Genomic DNA, 16,377 nt, shown 5'->3' with positions numbered 1-16,377 from the left:
CGCGAATGGGGTCTTTGCGGTGTCAGAAGCCAAGAAGATCCGCCTCGTCGATTGCCTTTGTGAGGAACGCGTCACGCCGCGCTTCCGGCGCCCAGCCCAGCACCGCCTTGGGGTGGCTGTTGTCAAAGGGCGAGAAATGCGCACGGCTTTTCCAGTCGGCCAGCGACGGGTTGCTGAGCCCTCCGCGCCGCAGCACGTGTTTCTTGAGCACGTACTTGACCGACGCCGAGGCATAGAACGCGGTGAGATTGCCCGGTTTGACCTTGATCCGCGCGCCCAATCGCGCATGGATCGCGTCGAAGTAATCGCAGGCGGACAGCATCGGCTCTCCGACCAGATTGAAGCTTTGCCCAATCGCTGCGTCGTTTTCCGCCATGAGGATCAGCGCCTCGGCCACGTCCTCGTTCAAAACAAACGGCAGCGTATGGTTGCCCCTGCCCCAGATGCGCACCGCGCCGGCCCCGTGCCAGCGGCCAATGCCCCAATGTTGCAGCGGTCCGCCCTTGCCCACGACGATGCCGGGGCGCGCGATGGTCAGCGGCAGGGCATATTTGCGATGCATTTCCAAAAGCCGCGCCTCGCATTCCGCCTTGGAGCGGGCATAGATGTTGCGATCCGTCATGTCGTCGGCAAAGCCGGTCTGTTCGGTGATCGTGACGCCCGGGTCGGACATGTCATAGCTGGCAATCGTACCGGTATAGATAAAGCGCGCGACACCGCTGGCATTGGCAGCGCGGGCAATGGTCTCGGTTACGCCCACATCGTTCTTGAGCGCGGCGTCCCATGTGGCATCCAGCGATTTGCCAAGGTGATAGACAATCTCGATCCCGTCCATGGCGGCGGCCAGTTGATCGGGGTTCGACAGCGATGCCCCAAACAGTTCGACGTGATCGGCGATGTCGTCAAACGGGCCGGATTGCCCGCGTGAAAGAACGCGCACATCGCGTCCCCGCGCCACCCAATCGCGGGTCAGGTCGCGTCCGATAAAGCCGGTGCCGCCGATGATCAGCACGCTGGGCTTGGGTTTTTTGCGGGTGGCAGGCTTGGGTTTCTTCTCGGGTTTCGGCAGGTGTGACAGGGCGGCGTCGATCGCGGTCATGACCGCGACGGCACTGTCGCCGGAAAAGCGCTTGTCGAGCGGGCGGCCCGTGCGGATTGCCGTGTAGAATGCGCCGCTGAGACCTGAAAAGCTTAGCCCGTAAGGGGATTTTCGGTTCAGTGACACCAGTTGCCGCACGCCGTTCACCATGCCTTCTCGCAGGTGCTGTCCGGCCAGCGACATCTGGCGCAGGAACGGGTTGGCGACGATGTCGGCGGCATTCTCGGCGTCGATCACCAGTACATCATTGGCATAGTCCAGCCGCGCCGTCGCCGTCGAGCCGTGCAGCGTGACCGAGCGGTCGTCCATGGTTTCGACCAGCGACAGGTTGATCGTCACGGCGACCCCGCCGGCGGTGGCAAGGATACGCCAGCTTTGCGGGCGGGTGGTGTCGCCGGGGATGGCGATGGGTTTGGACAGGCTGACATGCTCGATATGCAGCGGGCCAAAGAGGTCGACGGCAAAGGCAAAGAGATGCGGGCCCAGTTCCAGCAAGAGGTTCCGGGGTTCTTGCAACAGCCAGAGGCCAAACGGCCCCGAGCGCAGGGGGGCAAGCGGGAAGTGCCAGTTGATCTCGGCGGCTGCAACGCGCCCGACACGGCCCGTCTCGACGGCATCCTTGAGGCGCATGTATCCGGGTGTGCCCATGAAATTATGCCCGGCGGCAAAGATACGGTCATTGGCAAGTGCGGCTTCGTGGATGGCCAGCGTGTCCTCGGCAGAGAGCGCCACGGGTTTTTCCACGAGCACATGTTGCCCGGCATTGAGGCAGGTTTCGGCCAGCGTGCGGTGGGTCTGGGGCGGGGTGACGATATGCACCGCGTCGCAGATGCCCGCATCAAGCATGGTGGCAAGATCGGTATAGGGCGCGATGCCATAGGTCTCGGCCAGCGCAGTGGCGGCGGACTGCGAGGTGTCGCACACGGCCACGAGTTCCACGCCCGGAGTGGCCTGAATCGCGCCGGCGTGCCAGTCGGCGATATAGCCCGCACCCAGAAGGGCGGCGCGCACGGGACGGTCTTTGTTCAGGTCTGCAATCATCTACTTGTACTCGATAATCTTCATGGCGCGCCCCCGAAGGCGGCGCCAGTGAAACAGGAACATGCCGATCACGTTCGGCACCTTTGACAGGGACAGAAGGCGGGCGTGACGGCGGGCCTCCCAATAGGGCAGACCATCGGCAACAAGCCCGCGTTTCGTGCGGATATAGGACATCAGGTAGAGCGCCAGCACCGCGAGGAACAGCCATGCCGACTGGCAGAGGCCGATCAGCGCCAGGACGGGCAGGACAAGGCCATAGACCAGAGCGCGGATCTGTTCTCGCCGGAAATAGGGCGGGTGCATCCAGCCGACCTGCGCAAAGCCATGCCCGGTGCGTACGGCGCGTTGCCACCATTGGCCAAAATGCAGCATCGCGGCGTCGTGGCGGGTCATCTCCAGCGGCAGGCGGCGGAGTTTCCAATTGGCCTTGGCCAGTCGTACGCAGAATTCGTCATCCTCGGCGGCGATCACGTTCGGGTTGAAGCCGCCGGCCTCTTCGAAGGCGGTGCTGCGCACCATCATGTCACCGCCGCAGGCAGTGATGTCGCCCGCCGGGCGGTGCCATTCGAAATCACAAAGCGCGTTATAAACCGATCGTTCGGGATAAAGCTCGGCGCGCCAGCCAGTCACCAGACCAAGGTCGGGGTTTTCGCGCAAGGCCGCTTCTCCGGCGGCGATCCAGCCAGGAACCACCACGCAGTCCCCATCGACGAACTGGATGAATTGCGGCAGGTCGCCGGTGGCCTTGAGGGCATCGAACCCGGCCTGCCGCGCGCGGGCGGCGGTGAAAGGCAGGGTGTGATCCAGTTCGACCACAAGCGCGCCCACGCTACGGGCCTCGGCCACGGAATTGTCCCAGCTGCCGCTGTCCACATAGACGATTTCGACGTCCTGTTCGACCAGCGAAGTCAGGCAGGCAATCAGCCTTTTGCCTTCGTTCCGGCCGATGACGATGGCGGTGGTCATGTCGCCCTCCCGTCCAGCAACGCCTTGAGGCGGACCGCCTCGATACTGACGTCAAAGGCGGTTTCCACGGTGGCGCGGCCCGCGATGCCCATCCCCGTGGCGCGCGACGGGTTGCCGATCACCTTGCCAATCGCCTCGGCCAGCGCGGCGGGGTCGCCGGGCGGCACCAGCAGCCCGGAGGCGCCGTGGGTGACCAGTTCAGGGATGCCCGCGATATGGGTTGTGACCACTGGGCGTGCAGCGGCCATGGCCTCCATCAGAACGACGGGCACACCCTCGGCAAAGCTCGGCAGAACGAAGAGATCCGCCGCAACCAGCGCTTCGGCGACTTCGGATTGCGATTTGTAACCAACGAAATCCACATGTTTGCCCAGCCCTGCACTTTCCGCCTGATGCTCGAGCGCCACGCGGCTTGGGCCGTCGCCGATCACGGTCAGGTGCAGGTCGGGATAGGCCCCGACAAGCGACTCCATCGCGCGCAGCAGGATCGGCAAGCCTTTGACCGGGGCAAGACGCCCGACGAACAGGAGGTTGTGGCCCATGGGCAGTTCGTCATTGGCATAGCGGCGCGGATCGACGCCGCAATGAATGATATGCAGCTTGTGCCAGTGCTTCGGGTCGCTGAACGCCATCGCCTGTGAGCGGCAGAAATGGCTGATACATGCCACGAAAGCGGCGCGCGCGATTTTTTCATCAAGCCGCCAGTGTTCCGGGGCAAAAAAGATGTCGGGGCCATGCAGGGTGAAGCTGTAGGGGATGCCGGAGAGTTCCGACGTGAGCATCGCCACCGAGCAGGAGGATTTGGCGATGTGGTTGTGCAGGTGGCGCACGTTGTTTTTGCGCAGATGTGCGGCCAGCACCCCGGCCTCGGCAAAATAGAATAGCTGATAGAGCATCGCCTTGATGCCGCCGGGGGACGTGCGGATGGCCAGCCAGAGCGCACGTAGATACCGCGCCGGGCTGCGCAGGAATGCGCCCAGATGGCACAGGAGCAGGTGCAGCGGACGGGCCGCGGACAGGATGTAGAAGGTGCGCGCGGCCTCTTTTTTCTGCTCCTCACCGACGAGATGTTCGTCGCCGGTGCGCCGCACCGAGCAGGTTACGACCTCTTGCCCCATGGCACGTAGTTCGGCCACCTCACGCTGAATGAAGGTGTCGGTGGCGCGCGGGTACTCTCCCGTCAGATAGGCGATGGGGCGGTCTGTGGTGTCGCTCACTTTTTTCGGTCCTGCTCGATCCCGATTGATCCGGACATAGCGGTTTCAAAGGGCAGCATTGTGACCGGGTTCAGGCGTTTGTGCATCATCGTGTTGGCATAAGACAGCGGCTTGTGGCGCGCCTCAAGCGTATCGCGCCGCAACAGCCCCGGCATGGAGGCGCCATTGGGCGTGATCCGGGCCAGAAGCCGCGCCATGCCAAGCGGCAAGTGCAGCACCAGTCGGGGCCAGCCGGTTCGTCGGAAGGCGGTGACGAAACGGTCGCGGCTGGGTAGGGCGTCGTCAAAAAGGTTGATCGCTTCGATCCCGTTCGGGGACTGGGCGGCGCGGATCAGGCATTCTGCGGCAAGGTCGACATGGCAGAGCGGCACCTTGCCGCCGCCGTCGATCATCACCAGCGCCGGGCCAATGCCGGGGCCGATATGGGCGTTGAACAGGCGATCCGGCCCGTAGATCGCGCCGGGGCGCAGGATAGACAGGGTGAGACCGTGTTCTTGGGCGGCGGCGCGGAACATGTGTTCCTGTGAAAGCTTGGCGGCGGCATAGGCATCGCGCCCCGTTTCGGCCAGTGGGCAGGCTTCGGTCAGGATGTCATTGTCGCGGAGCGTGGTGACATCATAGACGGACAGGGAGCTGACCAGAACCACATGCGGCACCCCGGCCTCGACAATCGCAGCGATCAGGTTCTCGCTTGCCGCGATCGTGTCGCGCGCGTGATCCCCGGCAAGCGTCGCTGCGGCGTGAATCACGGCGCTGGCTCCCTTTAAATCGCTGGAAATATTGGTGCTTTCTGCCAGATCGGCCTCGCGGATATCGACCCCCGGATCATTGACCCACCCCCTCGGAACGCTGTGTTCCGCACGCACGATTACGCGGAGCGGCAGGTCGATGAGGCGCGCATAGGCAACGGTGTGCTGTCCGACGAATCCGGTTGCCCCGGTGATGGCAATGGGGCCGTTCATGACGCCCACGGCATCGGGGTGAGTGGGTCACAGCGCGTGGTCATGTCCTGCACTCCGGCGCTGTCGCCCGCGTTCTGGATGGCCAATGTCACCTCGTTGAGGTGCAGCGCGAATTCGGCGGAGAGCCGGCAGGCGCGCCCTTCGGTCAAGGCGTTCAGCATTTCCACCGGGCCAAGTGCGAAATTCATCGCCGCCGCGCCCCAGCGATCCACTTTGGGATGGGTGGCACGCCCCAGGCGGATGGACTTGCCAATCGGGTGCTCCATAAGGCGGCGGCGTAGCACGAAACGGCGGTGGAACCGTACCGGCGCGCTGTTGTCCCAGGCCTGTTTGACTTGCAATACGCCCTTGTCCCCGAACACGCGGATGCGGTGATCATGCGGGGCCACGATGGAGCAGGTCAGACGCGCGGTGATGCCGTTTTCAAAGAACAGGGTCGCGGTCGAGAAGTCGGGAGTGCCTGTGGCCGATTTGTCGGGCAGGGTTTCGGCCGAGGCGGCGATCACCCGGCGCACGGAGCCGAACATGCCAATGAGCCAGGTCAGGTAATAACCCGCATGTTCCAGCGTGCAGCCCACCGCGAATTCATCCTCGGCGGGCCACGGCGCGCCGGATGGGCTCATCCAGCCCTTGTAGGGGGCTTGTGGGATGAACCCGTCGTCAAGTTCGGCGTAAATGAGGCGCACGGGGCCGCAGACCTCGTCGCGCACGGCCTTGGCAAGTGTCTGGGCGGTTTCGCCCAGCACCGAACAGGGGGCAGAGGCGAGCAGAAGACCTTTTGAAGCGGCCAGGTCATGCAGCGCGCGTGCGTCGTCCATCGCCATGGCCAGCGGCTTTTCGGAATAGACATGATGTCCGGCCTCAAGGCAGGTACGGGTGATCTCGAAATGCGACCCCGGATTGGTCAGGTTGAGCACCAGTGAGCCAACCGGCAGGTTGCCAAGGAACCGTTCCAACGTATCGGCGGACGTGACTTTCCAATGCGCGCAGAAGGCAGCCAGCCGCGCCGGATCACGATCAAAGGCCTGGGTCACGGCGACATCGGGATGGGCCGCAAGCGAGCGCATGTAAAGATCGGCAACGAAGCCACAACCGATGATGGACACGGCCCGGATGGGTTTGCCGCTCATGTGAAATACCCTTTGCCCGCAAGCGATTGGCGACAGTATAGGGGAAGCGGCGGGCGAGGCCAGCGGCGGGCCGGTTTCTGTGGCGATTTGTGGCGTAGGGGAACCACATATCCGGGATTTGCGGCAAGGTTCTAGCGGTGCGCGGCGCAGGTGCTAGTGTTGAAATTGGACAAACCGAGGGCAACGGGTGGAATTTCGCACGATCGAGGGGCCGGTGACGGTCAACATCGCCACGATGGACGCGTTGGAAGCGTCGGTGCGCGCGCGGTTCCGGGTGCGCGAGGGGTTTGCGCTGGCGACGTTGAACCTTGATCACCTCGTCAAGCTGCGGCAGGACCGCGATTTTGCCAGCGCCTACCAGGCTCAGGATTTTGTGGTCGCGGATGGCAATCCGGTGGTCTGGCTGTCCCGGCTGGCGCGTCGCCCTGTCGGGTTGTTGCCGGGGGCCAACCTCGTGTTGCCGCTTGCTGAATGGGCGGCCGCCGAGGGTGTTACGGTGGCCTTGATTGGCAGTACGGAAGACAGTCTGGCGGCGGCAGGGGACGCGTTGCAGGCGCAGGTGCCGGGTCTGGAGATCGCCGCACGGATCGCGCCGCCAATGGGGTTCGATCCGGACAGCGCGGCGGCGAACACGGTGTTGCGTCAGGCGTCCGATGCCGGGGCGGGCATGGCCTTTCTGGCGCTGGGCGCCCCCAAGCAGGAAGTGCTGGCCGCGCGCGGGCGCGTGGTGGCGCCGGAGATGGGATTTGCCTCGATCGGGGCGGGGCTGGATTTTCTGGCCGGGACACAGAACCGTGCCCCTGCCTGGGTACAGCGGCTTGCGCTGGAATGGCTGTGGCGGATGCTGAGCAATCCTGCGCGGTTGGCGGCACGTTACGCGCGCTGTTTCGGTATTCTTCCCGGACTGACCCGCGATGCGATGAAGCTGCGCAACGGCTGAAGGGGCTCTCAGACGCTGATCCGGCGGGGCTTGCGGCGGCGCAACAGCAGCATGTCCTTGAGTTTGCCTTTCAGCCCGCGCGGCGGCAGGATTTCCCGATCCATTTCGAACACCGTTCCATTCAGCGTACGATCCGACCAAAGGGCCAGCGCCGCCCCCCATTTCGCCGCGACCGCCGGGTCCAGCCCCTCTGGAATGCCCATGTCGGTGTTGAGCATGCCCGGCATCCAGGTGCTGACCACGATCCCCGGCAGGCGGTCCCCCAGATCGGCCACCAACGCGCGCGAAAACACCGTGCAGGCCCCTTTGGATACGCTGTAGGCCGCGCTGCAGGGCGGTGGCGAGAGGTCGGAAAAGCTTGAAACGTTGACGATGCGCCCCTCGCCCGCCGCGCCCATATCGGCAAGCGCTTCGCGGGTGCAGGTCACCATGCCGCCAAGGTTGGTTTGCACCGTCTCCATGAAGCTTTGCGCGGTCTCGTCGAAGATATCGCGATGCGGATAGACTCCGGCGTTGTTGATGAGGATGGTCACGGGGCCAAGCGCACGGGCTTGTGCGAAGGCTGCCTTGACCGAAGCCGGGTCGGACACATCCGCCGGAATTGCCGTGAAGAGATCGCCCGCCAGTGCCGCAGTCTCCTGCAAGGCGTCCGCGCGGCGGCCAAGCCCGGCAACATGTTGTCCACGCGCGCAGAGTTCCACGGCCAAAGCCCGCCCAAGCCCCGAGCCCGCGCCGGTCACGACGGTCATGCCTGTGCTCATGTCGTTGCCTCCTGTTGCAAGGTTTCTGCCAGCCGATCACCGACACGCAGGGCGTTGGCGGCAATGGTCAGGCTTGGGTTCACACCCATCGAGGTCGGCATGAAGCTGGCATCCGCGACCCAGAGATTGTCAAGCTCGTGCGCGCGGCAATCCGCATTGAGCACGCTGGTCGACGGGTCATGCCCGAAACGCAACGTACCGCAGGGATGGCCATAGTTCAGGTCCGGGTCGGAGCCGAGAAACACGACGCGAAGCCGCTTGCGGATCGCCTTGCGGAACGCCTTGCGGCGGGTTCCCAGTTCGGGCGGCATGTCATAGGTGATCGCCAGCTTGCGCGGGGCGTCTGGATCATAAAGAACGCGGTTCTCCGGCATCGGCAGATCTTCGAGGATACCGACAAAGATCTTGGCCTCGCCAAACAGCTTCACGGCCATCGCGGCGGGCAGGCGGGTGAACTGACGCAGGGTTCGCAGACCGCGCAGGCGCGAGCGGTCGAAGGCCATGTTGAGATAATGCACGATCTCGCCATAGCGGGCTTCGATGCCCATGGCCTGTACCATACCGTAGCGTATGCTTTTGTCCCGGTAGAGATCTCGGAAGGCCAGCGCCTTGGTGGGGGCGCTGCCCTTGTGGCCACGTCCGGGCCAAAGGGCAAACATTTCGGACAGGTGAAACATCAGGTTGCGCCCGACCTGACCCGAGCCGTTCGAGAGATCGCCTGACGCCATCAGGAGGCGCGGCGAGGCCAGAGCGCCGCCCGCCAGCACATAGGCGCGGGCCTGTAGCGTGATTTTCTGCCCTTGATGCATGGCCTCAACAGCGCGGATCGCGCCGTTTTCCGAGCGCAGCGCCGAAACCTCGCAGAGGTCGAGAAGCGCGGCGCGCCCCGTCGCCAGCGCCGGTTCCACCCCGGCAGACCGCCCGTCCATCTTGCAGGCGCGCGGACATTTTGAGCCAAGACAGGATTGGCACCCCTCAAGATACCGAAGCGCCATATGCCCCTGATAAGGATGCAGTCCGGCGCGCTGCATCGCTTCGAAAAGCGCCTTGTCCGCGGGCGGCATCTCTGGGCCCGGCGGCAGGTCGGCCGGATCGCCCAGCGGATCGACGCTGCCGCAGACATGAAACATCCGCTCGGCTTCTTCGAAATAGGGGCGCATTTCGGCATAAGACACGGGCCAGCCACCTGTGGGATGGGGTATCTCGGCGCTGTCATCAAGGTCATGCGGTTCCGGGCGCTCGAACGTAGCCGCGTAAAACACCGACGATCCGCCGACGCCTGCGCCCAGCGGCGCGTTGAACACGGTTTCGATCCCATTCACGCGCGCATGCATCGGTTCGGGCCAATAGCCCCGCACCAGCCGGGCCTCTTTGTCCCAGATATCGGCGCTAAGCTCCTGTTCCTCGGCGCGCAATCCGGTGGGGCCGCGTTCGACGAAAAGCACCGACAGCCCCTTTTCCGCCAGTCGCCGTCCAATCGTGCCGCCACCCATACCGGTGCCGATCACGATCACGTCCCACATCTTGTCCTGTGGCCGTGTCACGTGTCGCCCCCGGCAAAGACGGGGGCAAACACGGCGCGGATTTGGCGGGCGGCGGTATTGGTCAGGTGGTTGTTGTCGAAATAGAAACCCCGCCCGTTCTGGATCGCGTCACACAGGAATTGGTCGCACAAGAACGGCCAAGGATCGAGGATCTGCGCGCCGCTTTGGGCAATCGCTGCCTCCGCCGAGGCCGCGCGTTCTTCGGCAGCGTCCATCGTCACCTGCCCCATGCGCTGCGCCTCTTGCCTAGTCACCCGCCCATGCGCCAGCGCGCGGGCCATTTCGGGGGCGGCATAGTGCGGGATTTCCGGCGGCTGGCGTAGCAGGAAGACGGTGCGGTCCTGCAAGGACAGTGTCTGAACCGTGGCCGCGAGGGCTTCGGCCAAAAGCGCATCCTGCGGTTTGCCCGCTCCGTCGCCTTTAAGCGTGATGGTGTTGTGCGCGTCGATTCCGCTCCCGGTGCCGGTTGCGTAATAGGCCCAGCGTCCGATCAAAAGCACGTCGCGCAGATCGGGCATCTCGGCCAGGGCCGCCCTGATCTGGTCATTGCCGCTGCGACAGGCGGCGTTCTGGGTGGCGGTGGCGCTGTTTTCCTGCTTTTCGAGGTCAAAGGCGGGCGGACAGCCAGCGCGCCAGATGACAAGGGCCGCGCGGTTGTTGTCGCGTGCCGCCTGCGCCAGTCCTTCGTAAAGGGCGCGCACGTGGCTGTCGCCCCAGATCAACAAGGTTGGTTTTTGGTTTTTGGGTCCGATGGGGCAGGTTTCGATCCCCTTCAGGGGGCCGTTTTCGGGTGTGGTGCAGCGCGAGAAATCCTGAAGGAAATCGCCGGAGGCTGCGATATGCACCTGTGTTTCCGGGCCGAAGCGCCCCGGCATCCCGTCGGCGCGAAAGATCGCCGCCGAAGCCCCAAGTAGCAGAACCGAGGCCAATGCCGCCCCGCCCAAGAGCGTCTTGCCCGACAGGTTGGAGGCGCGGCGCACGGGTTGTTCTATGAACCGCCACGAGAGCCACGAGAGGATCAGACAGAGCGTGATCCAGCCCGACGTTTCCAGCGGACCGGAATACTCCCCACGCACGTAGGTCGAGAGGGTCAGCACGGGCCAGTGCCAGAGATAGAGCGAATAGGAGATCAGCCCGATCATGGCCGGCGCGCGCATCGACAGAGCCCGGTTCACCGGGTTTGGATCGCGCCCGTTCATCAGGAGGAGGACCGTTCCAGCGGCCGGCACCATGGCCTGCCATCCGGGAAAGCCGGGACCGGGTTGAATCAGGGCAATCCCGGATAGCACGAGGGCAAGCCCGAGCCAGCTTGGCCAAGTCCCAAAGCGCCAGTCGGTGCCGCGCTCTTGCCCCCAGACCGCCAGCAACACCCCGGCTAAAAGCTCCCATGCGCGGAAGGGAAAGAGGTAAAAGACCGCCGTGTGGGCACGGCTGGTGAGGGGAATGGCGCTGAGAAGCGAGGCAAGAAACAGCGCGGCAAAGGCAAGGATCATGCCCCGGCGCGAGCGGCTGAAAAGCAGGAACACCAGCGGTAGGAACAGGTAAAACTGTTCCTCGACTGAAAGCGACCATGTATGCAGGAGCACCTTGTCCTCGGCCACGGTGTCGAAATAGCCCGACTGGCGAAAGAACAGCACGTTCGAGAGATACACCGTGGCGGCAATCACACCCTTGGCGGTTTCGCGGAAATCATACGGCAAAAGCACGAGCCAGCCGACAATCAGAACCGCCGCCGACATCGCGACATAAGCAGGGGCAAGGCGGCGGATGCGGCGCAGGTAGAAGCGCCCAAGCGACAGACGCCCGGTCGCGGTTTTTTCCCGCCACAGGATGCCACCGATCAGAAAACCGGAAATGACAAAGAAGATGTCGACCCCGACGAACCCGCCCGCCAGTCCCGGCAGGCCGAAATGATAGAGCACCACCGCTGATACGGCGATGGCGCGCAGCCCGTCGATCTCGGCCCGGTGGGGCGCTGGTGTGGTCTGGGTCATGCCCGAAAACTGCTCTTGTTGTGGCCCCAGCAAAACATTGTCGCGGGGGTGGGTTCAAGAATAGGCGCAAATGCAGTCCGAAGTTGCGAAACAACAGAGGTTTTGCGACAACGATTCAAGGGCATTTTGATGGCAGGGGACCGCCAGTGAAGATGGATTTCGATGTATCGGCCACCGAGGCTGACTGGTCACGGGAAAACGTGACCCGGTTCTGGGATCCCGGTCCCAAGCTGATCCGCGCCCTGCGCCGCTATCAAAGGGCGCGCGCGCGCGGTGGGCCTCTGGGGACGCTGGCGTCGAAATACTGGGTTCTGGTGCATCGGTTCTGGTCGGTGATCACCCAGTCTGAACTGCACCTGCACATGGAGGTCGGTGGCGGTCTGCGCCTGCCGCATCCTACGGGCATCGTCGTGCATCCCAACGCCGTGATCGGGCCGAATTGTATGCTGATGCATCAGGTCACGTTGTCGGGCGCCGTGCGCATGGGCGGGCACGTGGATGTCGGCGCCGGAGCCAAGCTTCTTGGCGAGATCACCATTGGCGACAATGTCGAGATCGGCGCCAATGCGGTGGTGACGAAGGACGTGCCGGATGGCGCGGTCGTGGCCGGTATTCCGGCGCGGGTCATCCGCATGAAGGACAATACCTGATCCGAGCGATTCCCGTTTTACAGAACAGTGCGCCGTCTTGCCGGTTTCGGCATGGCGCGCAAGCCTTCTTCCACGCCTTCCTTGCGTTGCCGCGCCAACATCTCGGCATGACCCAGCAACATGCCGGAAATGATCCATGTCATCGGGGTCAGCGTGGCATTGGGCAGCAAATCAACGAGGTTCACGCCCAGCAGCAGCGCCAGCGGCCCGACATAGGGCGAAACCGACACCCGGGTTATGTCTGCATGGGCGTGGATGCCGCCCCGGATCGAAAAAGATGTCTCGCGCACGAACCGTGCGCGTGCGTCCGAACGAGCCTGTCCAAGGTACCGCCACAAGAGGAAGAGCGGCAGCGACAGTAGCCCGAACTGCGCCGCGTAGCCGACCGCCCCCCAGACCCCCAGAACAATCACCCAATAACCGTCGGACACCGACGTGATCTGACCTGTGACCGGATCGTGCAGATGGTTGCGCCCCCATATGCCCCACCCGAAAAACGGCCGCTCAAAGGCGCGTGCGGCCAGGATATCTTCGTTTTGAAACCGAAAAGCCAGTGATGCGGCCCGCTCTGGCGACACGGCTTCGGCCTGTGCCAGGATGAGATCGGCGGGCACCAGCCCGGCGGCCTTGAACGCAGGGTAAAGACAGGCGATCAAGGCCAACACTGCGGCGATCCGAAGCTGCGCCCCCGTGGATAACATCATGATCATCAGCCCTGCGACCCCGGCATAAACCAGCGTGGCCAAGGTTTTGCAGAGTACCAGGATCACCGCAAGGTAACAGGCCGCGATCAGGAACTTGATCCGTGATTGGCGTGTGTCGCCCCGCCAAAGCGCCAGTGCCGCGAGCAGGCAGGTGAGCATGAAATAGGCCAGCCAGATGCCATGATAAAGGAACACCATGGGGCGATACCCGCCGCCACGGATGGTCTGAGAAAACAGGTGCTGATAATAGCCATAGACCCAGTTGTTGATCTGTGGGCTGAGCCGGACCTCCATCAGAGTCGGGATCGTATAGACCAGCCCCGCGATCAGCAGAGCCAGCAGCATGTCGCGCTGGTCTTCCCGCGTCTGCAGGAAGTTGCGCGCCATCAGAAAGCCGATCAGCATGATGAACTGGTTGATGGGTTGGGCAATCGCGTCCTGCAGGTGAAGACCGCGGATATAGCGTTCTGTGAAGATCAGCGGGTCGGAGTTGGTGGCCACGGTCAGCACCGGGGACAGGATGAACAACAGCACCAGCCAGCGCGCCGGACGGGACTCGGGCAGGATTTTGGGCTTCAGGGCAAGTGCGAATACCACCGCCAAAACCGCTAGGTGGGGCAGCGATTCCTTGTCGAGCGCGGGCATGAGGGGCAGGTCGAACTTGGCCGGTGGGGGCGGCAAAAGCAGATAGGCCCCAAGCAGGGACCAGACCAGCGCCCGCCCCGGGGGAAGCGCCACGAAAAGCCGCCAGACCACGACCGGCCAGAGCAACAGCATCAGATTGGCGATGACGTTGGGCATGGCGCGCGGGGCCTTTCCTCGAAACAACAGGGCGCGCGCCTAGTATAGCGCGCGCGACAGAGCGTGTCAGTCTTGCAGGGTCAGACGCCGGTGCCGACGGCCACAACAAGTACCGTGCGTGCCACAACGGCCACATCGGTGCCAAAGGACAGGGCGCGGTCATAGTTGGTATCGTGCAGGGCGCGTTCGGCAAAGCTGCATTCGTTGCGTTCAGCGATTTGCCAGAACCCGGTAATGCCCGGACGCATCGCATAATACGCGGTTCCGGGATAGAGTCTTACCTGTTCGGTCATCATCGGACGCGGTCCGACCACCGACATGTCGCCCACCAGCACGTTCCAGAATTGCGGCAGTTCGTCCAGAGAGGTCTTGCGGATCAGGCGGCCGATGGGTGTGATCCGTGGGTCGTTGAGCAGTTTCTGCTTCTCGTCCCATTCCCGGCGTGCCTCGGGATTTTCGCGCAGGTAGACTTCGAGCTTGGCCTCTGCATCAGGGACCATCGAACGCAGCTTGAGCATGCTGAAGCGCTTGCCGTTGAGCCCGACACGTTCCTGACGATAAATCGGAGACGCGCCGTCCCGGGCAATGACAATGGCCAGAACGGCAACGATGAGGCCGACCGGAAGCGCGATGGCCAGCACGAAAAGGATGTCGAAAGTGCGCTTGAAATACCTGCGGTAAAACCCCGTGCGCTCTGGCACAGCCAAATAGGCTTTCTCAAAGTCCTTGCGCGAATAAATCGCCATTTGGCTTCTTCCCCAATAAACCTGGATGTGCAGCTTGGGAAACCGGTCCGTCATTTCAGCAGGCCAAAAGCAACCATCGCGCGCCACAAAGGCGTGCGGTCGTTCAGACCGTGACTGTTCCAGAAATCGCCCCGGCAGCAGGGGCTTGTCCACGCGAGCAGTCGTGACTCAGTTTCTTAAGTGCTCCTATCCAAGAAGCGCCCACCCAAGGACATAGATTAGACACATTCTCTTTTAAATCTACGATATATTTTTCGAATATTCCCCTAAGTAACTGAAAAATAACAGATTGAATTGCGGCAATTTGTGGGCACGACCAAATTGCCGGAAAAACTGCCTCAAAAGCACGCGCTAATATTCATGTTTTAGAAATAGTCCGCGCTTCGTTGGTGAGATTGTTTCCTGCAGCTGGCGGGGTTGGGTCTCCCGCTGGCCGGTACTCGTGCAGTGATTCGGGGAGTTGATGTATCGGCGGGTCAAATTGCGGCGGAATTGTGGCGCCTTAGCGTCCAAATTTGAGGATGATCCCGGCAAGGGCGGCGACCATGGTTGCGAACGCAGTGAGGGTCAATCCCGCTTTGACAAAGCGCTTGCGGCGCTCTGGTTTGCTTTCGATTACGGGGATCGCCACGACCGCGCGCATGCCCAACTGGCGTTCAAGCTGCGAGCGCGTCCAGATTTTCGGGCTGCGCAGCTCGGCAAGGAAAACGAGAACCAACGCAACCACGCCGCTCAGCAGTCCGCCCATGGCCAGGATTTTCTTGCGTGACGGCGCAATCGGCCAATCCGGCGGCAACGCCTTTTCCAGAACCGCAAAGCTGTTGGACTGGCTGTTGGCTTCAAGCATCTGGTTCATCTCCGCCTCGGACTTGCCAACTGTGATCGCGGCGAACTGGTCTTCGAGCGTGCGCAGCTGGCGTTGCAGCTTGGACAATTGCTGCTCCATGCCGGGAAGGGCGCGGATCTGGGCGACGATGCGGTCGATCTCGTCCTGGTAGACGTCACGCTCTTCTTCCAGCCGACGCACGCGCTGGGCCCGCACCGAGTTTTCCGACCCGGTGCCGATTTCTGTCAAGGCAACGATCTGGCGCGAGACCTCAAGCTGCAATTGTTGAAGGTTGGACAGGCGGGTTTGCAGAGCCTCGAGGCCGCCGGGCAACAGCACGTCGTTGCGGCGTTTGAACTCTGCGATCTGTTCTTCCAGAACCGAGATGGCTGCGCCGATCCGGCGCTCTTCGCCGTCGAAGAACGCCAGCGTTTCGCGCACGCGGGCGGTACGGCGTGCCTCTTCCTCGGCCAGCACGTTGTTGACCAACTCGTTGGCGACGTTGGCGGCCAGAACGGGATCGTTCATGCGCACGGTCACCAACAGGGCCGAGGGGCTGATATCCTGACGCCAGCGGAAATCCGGGTTGGTGATGTGATGCACACGCGCCGAACGCCGCACAAGTTCGACCTTCTGCGCGTTGGCCAGCCCCGGATAAAGGCCGTATTTGTTGATGATGGTCAGAAGGTTGTCCCGCGCCATCACGCGCTGTTCGACGATCTGCAGTTTCTGCAGCATCGACGCATTGATCGACCCCGACGAGCTTTCGCCGGTCTGGATCGAGGGCTGTTCGATCTGGATCGTGGCAGAGGTTTCGTATTCGCGTGGCAGGCTCAGCGCATAGGTCAGAGAGACAAGGACGCCGAGGGCAATGACCGACGCCCACAGGAAAAATCTCCTGCGGAGCATGCTCAGCACTTCGCCAAGTGTCTGGATCTTATCCATGCCCGGTCCTCAATAGTCGGTGGCGCGACTCGTTATTTACGCTCTGTTCAC

The 16,377-nt window shown here is 63.0% G+C and carries 13 protein-coding genes; 2 read left to right on the top strand and 11 right to left on the bottom strand.

Annotated elements, in window-relative coordinates:
* Positions 1-22 precede the first annotated feature (22 nt).
* From ACS3QZ_RS13375 to ACS3QZ_RS13355, 5 genes are read right to left on the bottom strand one after another with little or no spacing between them, the layout of a single operon-like run.
* Entirely contained in the window at positions 23-2,140 is a 2,118-nt protein-coding gene (locus ACS3QZ_RS13375; RefSeq protein ID WP_456038282.1) for an NAD-dependent epimerase/dehydratase family protein, read from the bottom strand.
* Positions 2,141-3,106, bottom strand: a complete 966-nt coding sequence (locus ACS3QZ_RS13370) for a glycosyltransferase family 2 protein (protein WP_456038281.1) — start codon at positions 3,104-3,106, stop codon at positions 2,141-2,143. It lies immediately after the preceding gene.
* The gene (locus ACS3QZ_RS13365) at positions 3,103-4,323 is read right to left on the bottom strand and encodes a glycosyltransferase (protein WP_456038280.1); all 1,221 of its coding nucleotides are present in this window, start codon (positions 4,321-4,323) and stop codon (positions 3,103-3,105) included. Before ACS3QZ_RS13365 ends, ACS3QZ_RS13370 begins: the two co-directional genes overlap by 4 nt.
* Positions 4,320-5,285, bottom strand: coding sequence for an NAD-dependent epimerase/dehydratase family protein (locus tag ACS3QZ_RS13360; RefSeq protein ID WP_456038279.1), 966 nt, complete (start codon positions 5,283-5,285; stop codon positions 4,320-4,322). The genes ACS3QZ_RS13365 and ACS3QZ_RS13360 overlap by 4 nt, the downstream gene beginning before the upstream one ends.
* Positions 5,282-6,415: a Gfo/Idh/MocA family protein gene (locus ACS3QZ_RS13355; RefSeq protein WP_456038278.1), complete on the bottom strand. Its 1,134-nt coding sequence runs from the start codon at positions 6,413-6,415 to the stop codon at positions 5,282-5,284. Before ACS3QZ_RS13355 ends, ACS3QZ_RS13360 begins: the two co-directional genes overlap by 4 nt.
* Before the next feature lie 187 nt (positions 6,416-6,602).
* On the opposite strand from ACS3QZ_RS13355, the gene ACS3QZ_RS13350 reads away from it, so the two are divergent.
* Positions 6,603-7,355 carry a WecB/TagA/CpsF family glycosyltransferase gene (locus tag ACS3QZ_RS13350; RefSeq protein WP_456038277.1) on the top strand — a complete coding sequence of 251 codons (753 nt, stop codon included), beginning with the start codon at positions 6,603-6,605 and terminating at the stop codon, positions 7,353-7,355.
* 8 nt (positions 7,356-7,363) lie between these two features.
* Here ACS3QZ_RS13350 and ACS3QZ_RS13345 read toward each other — a convergent pair whose 3' ends face one another.
* Genes ACS3QZ_RS13345 through ACS3QZ_RS13335 form a run of 3 tightly spaced genes read right to left on the bottom strand, consistent with a single transcriptional unit; the run spans position 7,364 to position 11,654 of the window.
* Complete coding sequence (locus tag ACS3QZ_RS13345; protein ID WP_456038276.1) at positions 7,364-8,116, bottom strand: SDR family oxidoreductase; 753 nt, start codon at positions 8,114-8,116, stop codon at positions 7,364-7,366.
* The gene (locus tag ACS3QZ_RS13340; protein WP_456038275.1) at positions 8,113-9,660 is read right to left on the bottom strand and encodes a GMC oxidoreductase; all 1,548 of its coding nucleotides are present in this window, start codon (positions 9,658-9,660) and stop codon (positions 8,113-8,115) included. The genes ACS3QZ_RS13345 and ACS3QZ_RS13340 overlap by 4 nt, the downstream gene beginning before the upstream one ends.
* Positions 9,657-11,654 carry an acyltransferase family protein gene (locus ACS3QZ_RS13335; RefSeq protein ID WP_456038274.1) on the bottom strand — a complete coding sequence of 666 codons (1,998 nt, stop codon included), beginning with the start codon at positions 11,652-11,654 and terminating at the stop codon, positions 9,657-9,659. Before ACS3QZ_RS13335 ends, ACS3QZ_RS13340 begins: the two co-directional genes overlap by 4 nt.
* A gap of 152 nt (positions 11,655-11,806) precedes the next feature.
* Between ACS3QZ_RS13335 and ACS3QZ_RS13330 the strand changes: the two genes are divergently transcribed.
* The gene (locus tag ACS3QZ_RS13330; RefSeq protein ID WP_456039342.1) at positions 11,807-12,304 is read left to right on the top strand and encodes a serine O-acetyltransferase; all 498 of its coding nucleotides are present in this window, start codon (positions 11,807-11,809) and stop codon (positions 12,302-12,304) included.
* 17 nt (positions 12,305-12,321) lie between these two features.
* On the opposite strand, the gene ACS3QZ_RS13325 is transcribed toward ACS3QZ_RS13330, so the two are convergent.
* The 3 genes from ACS3QZ_RS13325 to ACS3QZ_RS13315 all read right to left on the bottom strand — a co-directional run bounded on the left by ACS3QZ_RS13325 (position 12,322) and on the right by ACS3QZ_RS13315 (position 16,326).
* Complete coding sequence (locus ACS3QZ_RS13325) at positions 12,322-13,809, bottom strand: hypothetical protein (RefSeq protein WP_456038273.1); 1,488 nt, start codon at positions 13,807-13,809, stop codon at positions 12,322-12,324.
* A gap of 80 nt (positions 13,810-13,889) precedes the next feature.
* On the bottom strand, positions 13,890-14,555 hold the full coding sequence (locus ACS3QZ_RS13320; RefSeq protein WP_456038272.1) for a sugar transferase: 666 nt from the start codon (positions 14,553-14,555) through the stop codon (positions 13,890-13,892).
* A gap of 502 nt (positions 14,556-15,057) precedes the next feature.
* A complete protein-coding gene (locus ACS3QZ_RS13315) occupies positions 15,058-16,326 on the bottom strand; it encodes a GumC family protein (protein WP_456038271.1) in 1,269 nt (422 codons plus the stop codon).
* Positions 16,327-16,377: the final 51 nt, after the last annotated feature.

This window comes from Shimia sp. W99, from assembly GCF_053851455.3.
The sequence above is the reverse complement of the archived record's forward strand: the minus strand, read 5'-3'. Positions and strand labels throughout refer to the sequence as shown.